This window comes from Micromonospora sp. L31 (assembly GCF_052068075.1).
Lineage (GTDB): Bacteria > Actinomycetota > Actinomycetes > Mycobacteriales > Micromonosporaceae > Micromonospora > Micromonospora purpureochromogenes.
Map to the genome: position 1 here is coordinate 125,504 of NZ_JBQHDC010000010.1, position 13,207 is coordinate 138,710.

Genomic DNA, 13,207 nt, shown 5'->3' on the forward strand with positions numbered 1-13,207 from the left:
TCACCCGTGGGGTGCCTGCCCGCCGCCTGACGGCTCGTTAGGCTGACGGTCATGGAGTCTTGGGCGGGACACGAGGTGCCACGGCTGCCGGGCGGCGGCGGGCCACTGGGCTTGTACGACTCGGCGCGGCGCGGCCTCCACCCCAGCCGCCCCGACGGCGCGGCCACCATGTACGTCTGCGGCATCACCCCGTACGACGCCACCCACCTCGGCCACGCCGCCACCATGATCACGTTCGACCTGGTGCAGCGGATGTGGCGCGACGCGGGCCTGACCGTGCGGTACGTGCAGAACGTCACCGACATCGACGACCCGCTGCTGGAGCGCGCGGCGCGCGACGGCGAGGACTGGAAGGTCCTGGCCATGCGGGAGACCGCGCTGTTCCGGGAGGACATGGAGGCGCTGCGGATCATCCCGCCGGCGCACTACGTCGGCGCGGTGGAGTCGATCCCCGACATCGCCGAGAAGGTTCTCGTCCTGCTCAAGGACGGCGCGGCGTACCGGCTCGACGACGGCACCGGCGACATCTACTTCGACGTCAGCGCCGCCCCGGAGTTCGGCTACGAGTCGAACCTGACCCGCGAGCAGATGCTGGAGATCTTCCCGGAGCGCGGCGGCGACCCCGACCGGGCCGGTAAGCGCGACCCGCTCGACCCGCTGCTGTGGCGCGGCGCCCGGGAGGGCGAGCCGTCCTGGCCCGGCGGTGAGCTGGGCGCCGGCCGCCCCGGCTGGCACATCGAGTGCGCGGTGATCGCGCTGAACCTGCTCGGCGACCGGATCGACGTGCAGGGCGGCGGCAACGACCTGCTCTTCCCGCACCACGAGTGCTCCGCCGCGCACGCCGAGCGGCTCACCGGCGAGGCGCCCTTCGCCGCCCACTACGTGCACGCCGGCATGATCGGCCTGGACGGCGAGAAGATGTCGAAGTCGAAGGGCAACCTGGTCTTCGTCTCCCGGCTGCGCGCCGACAAGGTCGACCCGATGGCGGTGCGGCTGGGCCTGATGTCCGGGCACTACCGCGCCGACCGCGCCTGGTCCGACGACCTGCTCACCACCGCGCAGGCGCGCCTGGACCGCTGGCGGCGGGCCGCCGCCGCGCCCGCCGGGCCGTCCGGGGCGGACTTCCTGGCCGGGGTACGCGCCCGGCTCGCCGACGACCTCGACACCCCCGGCGCCCTGGCGCTGGCCGACGACTGGGCCGACCGCGCCCTGGCCGGTACCGGCGACGACCCGCAGGGACCGGCACTCTTTGCCGACACCGTCGACGCCCTCCTCGGCATCCGCCTCTGAGCCTCGGCCGGCGGCGGCCGCCCCGGCGGTTGCCGCCCCGGGTCGCAGCCCCATGATCCAGTCGCATCCACCGACACGACACGCCGTCGGCGGTGTCGGTGAATGCGACTGGATCATGAGGGTCACCGGGCCGTCACCGGGTGCGGAAGGGGTCAGCCGAGCACCAGGCCGGGGTCCGGGTCCTGGTCCGGGGTGGGGGCGGGGATCCGGTACTCCTCGGTGAGGGTGGTCATCGGGCCGGGCCAGGTGGCCTGGGCGACCTCGATCGGCTTGCGCTTCTCGTCGTAGGCGACGTGCAGCAGGTGCAGCACCGGGGTGTCCGGCCGGATCTGCAGGGTCTCCGACTCCTCCCGGCTGGGCTGGCGGGCGCTGATCGTGTCGGTGGCCGAGACGTATCGGCGGCCGGTGGCCTCCTCGGCCTCCTGGTAAAGCGGGCGGCCGAACGCCTCGGCCCGCTCCAGCGAGGTGCCCGCGGTGTCGGCCGGGAGGAACCAGGAAGCGCCCACCTCCACCGGCGAGTCCTCGGTGCGGACCAGGTGCCGGCGGCAGAGCAGCTCGGTGCCGTCGGGCACCCCGAAGGCGTCGGCGACCTCCGGCGGGGCGGGGGAGCGGCCGACGGAGACCAACTGCTGCCGGTACCGGGCGGCCAGGTCGGTGTGGTAGCCGCGGAAGCCGCCGTAGCGGCCCCGGGAGAGCCGGTTGAGCCGGCGCCGGGTGCCCCGCACGTACGTACCCGAGCCGGGCTTGGTGATCAGGATGCCCTCGACCCGCAGCTGGTCGACGGCGCGCTGCACGGTCTGCTTCGCCACGCCGAACATCTCGGCGATGGCCGGGATGGACGGCAGCCGCTCGCCCGGTGCCCAGTCGCCGCGGCGCACCTGGGTCTTGAGCTGCGCGGCGATCTGCCGGTGCGGGAACTCGGCGGCCCCCGGGTTGATCTGCACACCCGCCTCCTCATACCACTAGGTTCCTAGGATGCCCTACGCGGCGTGACCCGCGCCACCCCGGACACGCGCAGAACGGCCCCGGACGCAAACGTCCGGGGCCGGTGACTCGGTGGGGGAGGTTGTTACCAGGAACCGGCCGTGGGGCCGGCGGAACCGCCCCGGCGGCGCAGGTACTTCTCGAACTCCTGGGCGATCTCGTCCCCGGTCAACGGGGTGATGCCGGCGTCGCCGACCCGCTCCTCCAGCTCGCGGACGTACTCACCGAGTTCGGCGTCCTGCTCGGCGGCACCGCGCACCCGCTGCTCCCACTCGGCGGCCTCCTCGGCCAGGTCGGCCATCGGCACCGGCAGGTCGAGCACGTCCTCGACCCGGTGCAGCAGGGCCAGGGTGGCCTTCGGGCAGGGCGGGTTGTTGGCGTAGTGCGGCACGTGCACCCAGAACGACACCGCGTCGACCTCGGCCCGGGTGCAGGCGTCCTGCAACACCCCGACGATGCCGGTCGGCCCGTCGTAGCGGGTGGGGGTGAGCTGGTAGCGCTGGGCGGCCTCGGCGTCGGAGGCGCTGCCGCTGATCGGCAGGGGACGGGTGTACGGCACGTCGGCCAGCAGCGCGCCGAGCAGCACCACCCGCTCGACCTCCAGGCTGTGGCAGATCTCCAGCACCTGCTCACAGAAGGTGCGCCAGCGCATGCTGGGCTCGATGCCCCGGATCAGGACCACGTCCCGCTCGGTGCCCTCCGGGCTGGCCACCATGAACTTCGTGGTGGGCCACTCGACCCGCCGGGTCTCACCGTCAGCCATCGTGATGGTCGGGCGGCTGACCTGGAAGTCGTAGAAGTCCTCCGGGTCCAGCTCGGTGACCGGGCGGGCCTGCCAGACCTGCTCCAGGTGCTCCACGGCGGCGGTGGAGGCGTCCGCGGCGTCGTTCCAGCCCTCGAAGGCGGCGATCGCCACCGGGGACCGCAGCACCGGCAGCCCGTCGAACTCGGTCACGCCGTCACCTCACCCTGCTCGTCGCCGACGGCGCCGGGCGCCGACCCGGTCGTCCGCCCGCCGTGCACGGTGGCGTCCCTGATGTCCTTCACGTCCGCCAGCCTACGTGGCGGCGCCAGGTGCGGCCCGTCGGCCGCGCCGGTCCGCCGCGCCGGCGAGCCGCCCAAAGGGTACGAAAGGGATGGGCGTTCCCGCTGGCAGAATGTGGGACCGGCTACGGCTGTGGACCGACGGGCGCATCGTCGCATTAACCTGAACCCGTGCGGACTTCGTTGCTGGATGTGCTGGCCGACCGGATCCTCGTCGCCGACGGGGCGATGGGGACGATGTTGCATGCCGCTGACCTGACCCTCGACGACTTCGAGGGCCTGGAAGGGTGCAACGAGATCCTCAACATCACCCGCCCCGACGTGGTGCGTGGCGTGCACGAGGCGTACCTGGCCGCCGGGGCCGACTGCGTGGAGACCAACACCTTCGGCGCCAACCTCGCCAACCTCGCCGAGTACGACATCCCGGAGCGGATCCGGGAGCTCTCCGCGGCCGGCGCGCGTCTCGCCCGGGAGGCCGCCGACGCGTACGCCACCCCGGAGCGACCCCGGTTCGTGCTCGGGTCGATCGGGCCGGGCACCAAGCTGCCCACCCTCGGGCACACCGCGTACGCGACGCTGCGCGACGCGTACCAGGAGAACGCCGCCGGCCTGATCGAGGGCGGCTCGGACGCGCTGATCGTGGAGACCTGCCAGGACCTGCTCCAGGTCAAGGCGGCGGTGGTCGGCTGCCACCGGGCGATGGCCGAGCTGGGCCGGAAGGTGCCGATCATCTGCCACGTGGCGGTGGAGACCACCGGCACCATGCTGGTGGGCAGCGAGATCGGGGCGGCGCTGGCGGCCATCGAGCCGCTGGGCGTGGACCTGATCGGGCTGAACTGCTCGACCGGCCCGGCCGAGATGGGCGAGCACCTGCGCTACCTGTCCCAGCACTCGCGCACCCCGCTGTCGGTGATGCCGAACGCCGGCCTGCCGGTGCTGACGGCGGACGGGGCGTACTTCCCGCTGACCCCGGTGGAGCTGGCCGACGCGCTGGAGCGGTTCGTCGCCGAGTACGGCGTGGCGCTGGTCGGCGGCTGCTGCGGCACCACGCCGGAGCACATCCGGGTGCTGGCCGAGCGGCTGCACGGCACGACCCCGGTGCCGCGCCAGCCGCGGCACGAGGCCGGCGTCTCCTCGATCTACCACCCGGTGCCGTTCGCGCAGGACGCCTCGGTGCTGATGGTGGGGGAGCGGACCAACGCCAACGGTTCCAAGGCGTTCCGCGATGCGATGCTCGCCGCCGACTGGCAGGCCTGTGTGGAGATCGCCCGCAGCCAGGCCCGGGACGGCTCGCACCTGCTGGACCTCTGCGTCGACTACGTCGGCCGGGACGGCACCCAGGACATGCGCGAGCTGGCCGCACGTTTCGCCACCGCCTCCACGCTGCCGATCATGCTGGACTCCACCGAGCCGGCGGTGATCGAGGCGGGGCTGGAGATGCTCGGCGGCCGGTGCGTGGTCAACTCGGTGAACTTCGAGGACGGTGACGGGCCGGAGTCCCGCTACGCCCGGGTGATGCCGGTCGTCAAGGAGCACGGCGCCGCCGTGGTGGCGCTGCTGATCGACGAGGAGGGGCAGGCGCGGACCGCCGAGTGGAAGGTCCGGGTCGCGGGCCGCCTGATCGAGGACCTCACCGGACGGTGGGGGATGGACCGCTCCGACATCCTGATCGACGCGCTGACCTTCCCGATCGCCACCGGGCAGGAGGAGACCCGGCGCGACGGCATCGAGACGATCGAGGCGATCCGGGAGATCTCCCGCCGCTACCCCGGCGTCAACTTCACCCTCGGCATCTCCAACGTCTCGTTCGGGCTCAACCCGGCGGCCCGGCAGGTGCTCAACTCGGTGTTCCTGCACGAGTGCCAGCAGGCCGGCCTGACCAGCGCCATCGTGCACGCCAGCAAGATCCTGCCGATCAGCCGGATCCCCGACGAGCAGCGGGAGGTGGCGCTGGACCTGATCTACGACCGGCGCCGCGAGGGGTACGACCCGGTGCAGCGGTTCATCGAGGCGTTCGAGGGTGTCGACGCGGCGTCGGCGCGGGCCGGGCGGGCCGAGGAGCTGGCCGCGCTGCCGCTGGACGAGCGACTCAAGCGGCGGATCATCGACGGCGAGCGCAACGGCCTGGAGGCCGACCTGGACGCGGCGATGGCCGGCGGCCGCTCGCCGCTGTCGATCATCAACGACCTGCTGCTCGACGGCATGAAGGTCGTCGGCGAGCTGTTCGGCTCGGGGCAGATGCAGCTGCCGTTCGTGTTGCAGTCCGCCGAGGTGATGAAGACCGCGGTGGCCTACCTGGAGCCGCACATGGAGACGGCCGAGGACGGCGGCAAGGGCCGCATCGTCCTCGCCACCGTCCGGGGCGACGTCCACGACATCGGCAAGAACCTGGTCGACATCATCCTGTCCAACAACGGCTACGAGGTCGTCAACATCGGCATCAAGCAGCCGATCAGCGCGATCCTGGACGCCGCCGAGGAGCACCGGGCCGACGCGATCGGGATGTCCGGCCTGCTGGTCAAGAGCACCGTCATCATGAAGGAGAACCTGGCCGAGATGGCCTCCCGAGGGGTGGCCGAACGCTGGCCGGTGCTGCTCGGCGGGGCCGCGCTCACCCGCGCGTACGTCGAGGACGACCTGCGGTCGATGTTCCCCGGCCAGGTGCACTACGCCCGCGACGCCTTCGAGGGGCTGTCCCTGATGGACCGGGTGATGACCGCCAAGCGCGGTGGCGCGCCGGTCGTCGACCCGGAGCGGGAGGCCGCCCTGGCCGCCCGGCGGGCCCGCCGGGAGCGGCAGCGCACCATGGTCACCGAGGCGCTGCCCGAGCTGCACGACGCCTCGGTCCGCTCCGACGTGGCCACCGACGTGGAGGTGCCCACCCCGCCGTTCTTCGGCACCCGGGTGGTCAAGGGGGTGCCGCTGGCCGACTACGCGGCGCTGCTCGACGAGCGGGCCACCTTCCTCGGGCAGTGGGGGCTGCGCGGCGCCCGGGGCGGCCAGGGCCCGTCGTACGAGGAGCTGGTGGAGACCGAGGGTCGGCCCCGGCTGCGCTACTGGCTGGACCGGCTGATCGCCGACAAGGTCCTCGAGGCGGCGGTGGTGTACGGCTACTTCCCCGCGTACGCCGAGGGCAACGACCTGGTGGTGCTCGACGAGAACGGCAGCGTCGAGCGGGCCCGGTTCTCCTTCCCCCGGCAGCGGCAGGAGCGCCGGCTCTGCCTGGCCGACTTCTTCCGCCCGAAGGGCGACCAGCTGGACGTGGTGGCGTTGCAGCTGGTCACCGTCGGGCAGCCGATCAGCGAGTACACCGCGAAGATGTTCGCCGGCAACGAGTACCGCGACTACCTGGAGGTGCACGGGCTGTCCGTGCAGCTCACCGAGGCGCTCGCCGAGTACTGGCACCGGCGGGTGCGCGCGGAGCTGACCCTGCCCGGCGGCCGTACCGTCGCCGACGACGACCCGGCCGACCTGGCCGGCCTGCTGCGCACCGACTACCGCGGCTGCCGGTACGCGTTCGGCTACCCGGCCTGCCCGGACCTGGAGGACCGGGCGAAGATCGTGGACCTGCTGGGCGCGGAGCGGATCGGGGTGCAGCTGTCCGAGGAGTTCCAGCTGGTGCCGGAGCAGGCGACGGACGCGATCGTGGTGCACCACCCGGAGGCGAACTACTTCAACGCCAAGTAGTCGGTGCGGGCGGGCAGGCCGTTGTCGTGACCGGGCCGGGGTGGGCGCCGGCCGCGCCGCCCACCCCGTTCCAACCGGTCAGAGCCCCTGCCGGTGCAGCCAGTCGAGGCTGGTCTGCGCGACCTCGCGCCAACCGTGGTCGATGGTCAGCGTGTGTCCACGGTCGGGGAACCGGACCACGTCGGTCACCGCCGGGGACTTCCGGTACAACCGGGCCGTCCCCTCGACGATGGCCGGCGGTACGGTGCGGTCCCGGCCGCCGGCGGTCAGCAGCAGCGGACCTCGCCCCTGGTCGGCCGTGTCGATCCTGGTCGCGGTGCCCACGAGGTTGGCCAGGGCGGCCTCGAAGAGCGGGCGGCCCGGGGTGGGGATGGTCCACCTCTCGTAGAGTTCGGCCGACTCGCGCTCGGTGAGCGCGTTGCCGAAGCCGTACCGGAACTGGGCGGGAGTCAGGGCCACCGCCCGCCGCCGGTTGGCCGGGTTGCGCACCGCCACCGACGCCACCCGCAGCGCCGAGAGCGGCAGCGCGAGGACGCCCTTGGCCGGGGCGGGGTCGAGGGCGATGGCGGCGCGGGCCAGGCCCCGCCCCAGCAACTGCTGGGCGATCAGGCCGCCGAACGAGTGACCGATCACCACGGGCTTGCTGGGCAGACCTCGGATGATCTCCGCGAAGTGGTCGGTGACGTCGGTGACGCCGTGGTCGCCGTAGCGCTCGGGTACGGCGCGCGCCTCGGCCACGGTGTCCGGGATGCCCGGCCACTCGGGCGCGACGGGGGCGTAGCCGGCCTCGCGGAACAGATCGACCCACGGTTGCCAACTGGTCGAGTGCAACCAGAGGCCGTGGACGAAGACGACGGGAACAGCGGTGCCGCTCATGCCTGCTCACTCCTCGTGACGCATCAAGTAGAAGGAACGTTCTATCTGCTAGGCTGGGAACGTACACCGAGCTTCGAACGACCGGCAAGGAGGAGCAGCGGATGGGTGACGCAGCCGACTCTCGGGCCACCAGCCGGGCGTCCGGCGGCAGGCCGTCGGCCGCCCGCGAGCGCATCCTGGCCGCCGCTGACCGGCTCTTCTACCAGGAGGGCATCCGCGCGGTGGGGGTGGAGCGGGTGATCGCCGAGGCGCAGGTCACCCGGGTCACCTTCTACCGGCACTTCCCCGCCAAGGACGACCTGATCGCCACGTACCTGTCCGTCCGCTCACAGCGCGAGCGGGAGGCGCTGGCCGAGGCGCGCAGGGCACTGCCCGGCGATCCCCGGGCGGTGCTGAGCGCCATCGTCGACGCCCTCATCGCGGAGGGCCGATCGCCCGGCTTCCGGGGCTGCCCCTACGTCAACGCCGCCGCCGAGTACGCCGACCCCGACCACCCGGTCCGGCACGTCGTCGCCGAGCAGCGGGCGTGGTTCACCGGCCAGATGGCCGAGCTGCTGACCGAGCTGCACCATCCGGATCCGGAGCTGGCCGCCCAGCAGCTGATGATGCTGCGCGACGGTGCAATGACCGCGGCGTACCTCGACGACCGGCAGCGCGTCGCCGCCGCGCTGCTCGGTGCCGGCCGGGCGATCGTCGGCTACCGGGAGGGGTGACCGGATCGGCGCTCAGCCGGCGGTGAGGTCACCCAGGGCGATGCACGGGCCCGGCCCAGGATCGAATGATCCCGGGCCGGGCCGGATTCGTCCGCCGATCAGTTGAAGACGGCCGCGAACATGCCGGGCTCGTAGGAACCCCCCTGCTGGTGCACGATCACCGCGAGCCGGTTGGCCGCGTTGATCACGGCGACCAGGGAGACCAGCGCGGCGATCTGGTCGTCGTCGTAGTGCTTGCGCACCTGTGCCCAGGTCTCGTCGGACACGCCGTGGTGGGCGTCGGCGAGCCGGGTGCCCTCCTCGGCGAGCGCCAGCGCGGCCCGCTCGGCCTCGGTGAATACGGTGGACTCGCGCCAGGCGGCGACCAGGTGGAGTCGGACCGGGGTCTCACCGGCGGCCGAGGCCTCCTTGGTGTGCATGTCGATGCACCAGCCGCAGCCGTTGATCTGGCTGGCGCGCAGCGACACCAGCTTCTGCGTGGACTTCGGCAGCGGCGACTGATGGATCACCAGGCTGGCGTTGGCGAACCGCTTGAAGAATTTGACGGCGATCTCGTTGTCGAGCATGTTGAATCGAGCGTCCATGATTCCGCCCTTCCTCGTGGTGTGGCACTGGACGAACACGAGATGCCGGCGATCAGATCCCTGTGACAGGTGTGGTTACGTGACGCCCACCACAACGAGGTCTCGGTGTCACACGACGGCGGGGCCCGGCATCTGGTGGGTGACACAGTCGCGAGTGAACAGGAGTCACCCATGGTCGGCACGTCGCAGAACGCACCCGACGATCGTGACAGCGGTCGCGACGAGCGCCCGGACCTCGCCACCGAGGCGTTCCTCGCCCACCGCAACCTGCTCTTCACCGTCGCCTACGAGATGCTCGGCTCGGCCGCCGACGCGGAGGACGTGCTGCAGGAGACCTGGTTGCGGTGGGCGGGCGTCGATCTGGGCGCGGTGCGGGATCAGCGTGCCTACCTGGTCCGGATCACCACCCGCCAGGCGCTCGCCCGGCTGCGTGCGCTCGGCCGCCGCAGGGAGTCCTACGTCGGTTCCTGGCTCCCCGAGCCGCTGCTCACCACGCCCGACGTGGCCGAGGACGTCGAGTTGGCCGACAGCGTCTCGATGGCGATGCTGCTGGTGCTGGAGACGCTCACGCCGACCGAGCGGGCGGTGTTCGTGCTGCGCGAGGTGTTCGACGTCGGGTACGACGAGATCGCCGAAGCCGTCGACAGGAGCCAGGCCGCGGTCCGCCAGATCGCGCACCGGGCACGGGCACACGTCGCGGCGCGCCGGCCGCGCGGGGCCGTTTCCGCGGCCGAGACCCGAGACGCGCTCGAGGCGTTCCGGCGGGCGGCCGAGACGGGCGATCTGCAGAGCCTGCTCGACATCCTCGCACCGGATGTCGTACTCGTGGGTGACGGTGGCGGAGTCAAGCAGGCCGTCCCGCGGCCCGTGGTGGGGGCCGACAAGGTGGCCCGCCTGCTGGTTGCCGGGCTGGGCAGGCTTGCCGACACCGCGTCGCTGCGGCCGGCACAGGTCAACGGCTACCCGGCGCTGATTTTCTGGCAGGCCGGCGAGCTCGACACCGTCGTGGCGGTCCGTATCGACGACGGCCTCATCACCGGGCTCTACGCCGTGCGCAATCCCGAGAAGTTGTCGCACATGCTGCGGGAGACCGCCCTGCGCCGCTGAGGCGTGCCGTCGGCGGCAGATCCGGCTGCCGGATCAGAGGCCGAACGAGGCTCGGCAGGCGTCCATGCCGTCCACCGTCACGGCCGGCAGCTTGTGCTGGCGCCACCGCTGCAGGGTCAGCCGCAGGCGGTCGGAGACGACAGCCTCACCGTCGCGCGCATCGACCGAGATCCCGTCGTGCTCGTAGCCGAGTTTGCGCGATACACCCTGCGAGGAGTGGTTGTCCTGGAACACCTCGGTCAGTGCGGCGGTGGCGCCGAGATGATCGAAAGCAAGGGTGAGCAGTCCGGCTCTCGCTTCCGTTCCATAGCCTCTGCCCTGATGATCCATGCCGAGCCAGGCCGAGGTCGTCACCTGTCTGACGACCGGGAAGTCCCGTGCGCGAAGCGTGACCTTTCCGATCGGCTGGCCCGCCCGGAAGACGCCCATCCCGAGCTGCCACGCTGCCACGTCCCAGGAGGCAAGCTGGTCCCAGTGTCCCTGCAGGACGAACCGCGCCCGGTCCGCATAGCTGCCGTCGGTCCATGGGGTCAGGAACGGCCGCTCGCCGGGACGATGCACGCCCTGGCCGGCGAGATCGGCGAGCTCAGCCAGTTCCTCCTCGCGTGGCAGGCGCAGCTGCAGGTGCGGTGTGACGATGGTGAGACCGTAGAGTGGCCACAGGTCGGCGAGCATATTCCGCATCCTGTCGGTCAAGATTCGTCCGGGCAACCGAGATACATCGACGCACTGGCCCCGGCAGAAAGCGGATGGCCGGCTCGCTCGGCCGCCCCAGAGCAGAGCGCGGTCAGCGAGCCAGGGGATAACGTCCACCGACGTCAGGGTCGGTCCTCCGGGCGGTATGGCCGGCGTTCGCCCTCATCCGTGGCCGCAGACCCGTCCGAGCGCTGCCGTCGAACGAACTCCACCGCCGCGACTCCCAGCAGGACGATGATGGCGCCGAAGCCCAGGACCAGGTTCGACAGGTGCGGAGCGGCCGGCGCGAGGGCGACGGCGACGACGACACCGACCACGTGCGAGAGCGGGATGCGTCCGAGGACCTTGTGGTCGAGGGTGGCCCGCCCGACCAGGAACAGCGCCGTGCCGCCCAGGATGAGCGCGGTCATGGTGTCGTGCGGCCGCTCCGTGGGATGGTCGATGATCCGCATGAATCCGGCGGCGATGCCGACCACGCCCACCACCATGAGCCAGTGGACGTACGGGTTGGTCTGGACGAGCCTTTCCCGGTGCGGGGACCGCTCGATGGCGGTACTCAGCCTGGCGCCGGCTCCCCGGGCGTAGCTCCACCACAGCAGTACCGCCGCGACGAACGCGGTGGCGAACGCGGTGATCCGGTCGACGCTGAACGGCCTGTCGCTCAGGGTGAGGACGGTGACCAGGATGAGCTCGCCCAGGGTGAGGACGTAGATCTGCTGGTACCGCTCGGCCAGGTGCTCCGGCACCACGTCGTACCTGGGCAGTGGCGGTCGGCCGGGGATCGGGAACCGCAGGCCGAAACCGAGGTAGTCCACGGTCAACGCGGCCAGCCACACGGCGAGACGGATACCGGGGGAGGCGACCAGGCCGCCGATGATCCACAGGGTCCCGGACACCGTGGTCCAGAGCAGGACCCGCTTCGAGCGTTGCTGCTCCGGCCGGCCCCGCAGCGACGGGATGACCACCAACGCCCGACCCCAGTTGATCCCGGCCCAGGTGGCGCCGAACACCAGGCCGTGGTTGTCGAACGCGGTCGGCAGGGCGGCGGACATCAGCATGCCGCCGAACATGATGCCCAGGATCACGAGCTGGACGGCTCGCGCCTGCGGGCTGTAGAGGTCGGTGAACGACGTGGTGGTCACCCAGACCGCCCAGAGCGTCGACAGGGCGAGCAGTGCCTGGGCGATGGCCGTCCAGCTCTGCTCGGTCGCCATCTTCTCCGAGGTCAGGATCAGGGTGGCGATGGCCGCGAGGTCGAAGAAGAGCTCCAGCAGATCGGTCCGCTGGGCCCCGCCCGGCACCCGGGTTATCAGCCGGCGTCCGCCATCCATCACTTCGGCCTTCTCGATCTCGCGACGCCGGGCCGCCCTCTCGGATCTCGGACTGATCCCCGGGTGTCGCCGACCCTCGGCGCCGGGACAACTGACAGCCGCGTCGCGCAGCTCGGGCGCCGGAGGGAACGTCCAGGTCCGTTGGCCGACCTGGCCCTCCCGGGTACGCGACAGGGCAGGGGCGGGTGCTTTCGCGTGGCTTCACACCGTCCCGCTCAACGCTAGTCGGCGCGAGGTCGGGCGACCGGCGATTGTCGAACTGCGTACGCGAGGCCCGCAGCACTCAGCGAGCCCGGACGGCCTCGTCACGACGACGCGCCGTTTCTCAGCGGACCGACGTGACCGCCGGCCTCATCGCCGGTCGCGGTTCACGCCCGCGCCGCCGTGTTCAACAGCTGGTACGTCGCTTCGTCGAAGGCGACCAGGCGGACGCACTCGACCTGGGTCGGCGTGGCCCGGATGGTCGAGATCGCGATCGTCGCCGCCTGCTCGGGCGGGAACCCGTACACGCCGGTGGCGATGGCGGGGAAGGCGACGCTGCCGGCGCCGACCTCGTCGGCGACGGCGAGGCTGCGCCGGTAGCACGAGGCCAGGGTGTCGGCCTCGCCGTGGCCGCCGCCCTCCCACACCGGGCCGACGGTGTGGATGACGTGGCGCACCGGTGGGTCGAGGTCGAACGCCGGTGTGGCGACCGCGTCGCCGGCGTCGCAGGGCGCCAGCGCGGCACCCGCCCGGGCCAGTCGCGGTCCGGCCGCGCGGTGGATCGCCCCGTCCACACCGCCGCCGCCCAGCAGCGATTCGTTGGCCGCGGTGACGATGGCGTCGACGTCCTCGGCGGTGATGTCACCGAGCACCACTTCGATCGCGGGCATGCCCCATCATGTCACCGCCGACG

At 72.0% G+C, this 13,207-nt stretch carries 11 protein-coding genes; 4 read left to right on the plus strand and 7 right to left on the minus strand.

What is annotated here, in order from left to right; genetic code table 11:
- The first annotated feature begins 51 nt into the window (after positions 1 to 51).
- The gene (gene mshC, locus ACTMS9_RS24525; RefSeq protein ID WP_441166120.1) at positions 52 to 1,290 is read left to right on the plus strand and encodes a cysteine--1-D-myo-inosityl 2-amino-2-deoxy-alpha-D-glucopyranoside ligase; all 1,239 of its coding nucleotides are present in this window, start codon (positions 52 to 54) and stop codon (positions 1,288 to 1,290) included.
- Between the two features lie 152 nt (positions 1,291 to 1,442).
- Here the strand turns inward: mshC and ACTMS9_RS24530 are convergent, their stop codons facing one another.
- Positions 1,443 to 2,234 (minus strand): GntR family transcriptional regulator, encoded by a 792-nt coding sequence (locus ACTMS9_RS24530; RefSeq protein ID WP_441166121.1) that lies wholly within the window; start codon positions 2,232 to 2,234, stop codon positions 1,443 to 1,445.
- Positions 2,235 to 2,359: 125 nt separating this feature from the next.
- Entirely contained in the window at positions 2,360 to 3,229 is an 870-nt protein-coding gene (locus tag ACTMS9_RS24535) for a PAC2 family protein (RefSeq protein ID WP_441148170.1), read from the minus strand.
- Positions 3,230 to 3,489: 260 nt separating this feature from the next.
- Here ACTMS9_RS24535 and metH point away from each other — a divergent pair, with 260 nt between their 5' ends.
- Positions 3,490 to 7,005: a methionine synthase gene (gene metH / locus ACTMS9_RS24540; RefSeq protein ID WP_441166122.1), complete on the plus strand. Its 3,516-nt coding sequence runs from the start codon at positions 3,490 to 3,492 to the stop codon at positions 7,003 to 7,005.
- Between the two features lie 78 nt (positions 7,006 to 7,083).
- Here metH and ACTMS9_RS24545 read toward each other — a convergent pair whose 3' ends face one another.
- Positions 7,084 to 7,881, minus strand: coding sequence for an alpha/beta hydrolase (locus tag ACTMS9_RS24545; RefSeq protein WP_441166123.1), 798 nt, complete (start codon positions 7,879 to 7,881; stop codon positions 7,084 to 7,086).
- A gap of 101 nt (positions 7,882 to 7,982) precedes the next feature.
- Between ACTMS9_RS24545 and ACTMS9_RS24550 the strand changes: the two genes are divergently transcribed.
- Positions 7,983 to 8,594: a TetR/AcrR family transcriptional regulator gene (locus tag ACTMS9_RS24550; RefSeq protein WP_441148165.1), complete on the plus strand. Its 612-nt coding sequence runs from the start codon at positions 7,983 to 7,985 to the stop codon at positions 8,592 to 8,594.
- A 98-nt stretch (positions 8,595 to 8,692) separates the two neighbouring features.
- On the opposite strand, the gene ACTMS9_RS24555 is transcribed toward ACTMS9_RS24550, so the two are convergent.
- Entirely contained in the window at positions 8,693 to 9,178 is a 486-nt protein-coding gene (locus ACTMS9_RS24555; RefSeq protein ID WP_441166124.1) for a carboxymuconolactone decarboxylase family protein, read from the minus strand.
- Positions 9,179 to 9,349: 171 nt separating this feature from the next.
- On the opposite strand from ACTMS9_RS24555, the gene ACTMS9_RS24560 reads away from it, so the two are divergent.
- The gene (locus ACTMS9_RS24560; protein ID WP_441148163.1) at positions 9,350 to 10,285 is read left to right on the plus strand and encodes an RNA polymerase sigma-70 factor; all 936 of its coding nucleotides are present in this window, start codon (positions 9,350 to 9,352) and stop codon (positions 10,283 to 10,285) included.
- 33 nt (positions 10,286 to 10,318) lie between these two features.
- On the opposite strand, the gene ACTMS9_RS24565 is transcribed toward ACTMS9_RS24560, so the two are convergent.
- The 3 genes from ACTMS9_RS24565 to ACTMS9_RS24575 form a co-directional block, all read right to left on the minus strand.
- Positions 10,319 to 10,960, minus strand: a complete 642-nt coding sequence (locus ACTMS9_RS24565) for a GNAT family N-acetyltransferase (protein ID WP_441148162.1) — start codon at positions 10,958 to 10,960, stop codon at positions 10,319 to 10,321.
- Between the two features lie 143 nt (positions 10,961 to 11,103).
- The gene (locus ACTMS9_RS24570) at positions 11,104 to 12,312 is read right to left on the minus strand and encodes a low temperature requirement protein A (protein ID WP_441166125.1); all 1,209 of its coding nucleotides are present in this window, start codon (positions 12,310 to 12,312) and stop codon (positions 11,104 to 11,106) included.
- Between the two features lie 368 nt (positions 12,313 to 12,680).
- A complete protein-coding gene (locus tag ACTMS9_RS24575; protein WP_441148160.1) occupies positions 12,681 to 13,184 on the minus strand; it encodes an O-acetyl-ADP-ribose deacetylase in 504 nt (167 codons plus the stop codon).
- Positions 13,185 to 13,207: the final 23 nt, after the last annotated feature.

Excerpts from the sequence above, each read along its gene's own strand:
- ACTMS9_RS24555 (WP_441166124.1), bottom strand. The coding sequence starts at position 9,178 with ATGGACGCTCGATTCAACATGCTCGACAACGAGATCGCCGTCAAATTC.
- mshC (WP_441166120.1), top strand. The coding sequence starts at position 52 with ATGGAGTCTTGGGCGGGACACGAGGTGCCACGGCTGCCGGGCGGCGGC.
- ACTMS9_RS24570 (WP_441166125.1), bottom strand. The coding sequence starts at position 12,312 with ATGGATGGCGGACGCCGGCTGATAACCCGGGTGCCGGGCGGGGCCCAG.
- ACTMS9_RS24550 (WP_441148165.1), top strand. The coding sequence starts at position 7,983 with ATGGGTGACGCAGCCGACTCTCGGGCCACCAGCCGGGCGTCCGGCGGC.
- ACTMS9_RS24565 (WP_441148162.1), bottom strand. The coding sequence starts at position 10,960 with ATGCTCGCCGACCTGTGGCCACTCTACGGTCTCACCATCGTCACACCG.
- ACTMS9_RS24545 (WP_441166123.1), bottom strand. The coding sequence starts at position 7,881 with ATGAGCGGCACCGCTGTTCCCGTCGTCTTCGTCCACGGCCTCTGGTTG.
- ACTMS9_RS24560 (WP_441148163.1), top strand. The coding sequence starts at position 9,350 with ATGGTCGGCACGTCGCAGAACGCACCCGACGATCGTGACAGCGGTCGC.
- ACTMS9_RS24575 (WP_441148160.1), bottom strand. The coding sequence starts at position 13,184 with ATGCCCGCGATCGAAGTGGTGCTCGGTGACATCACCGCCGAGGACGTC.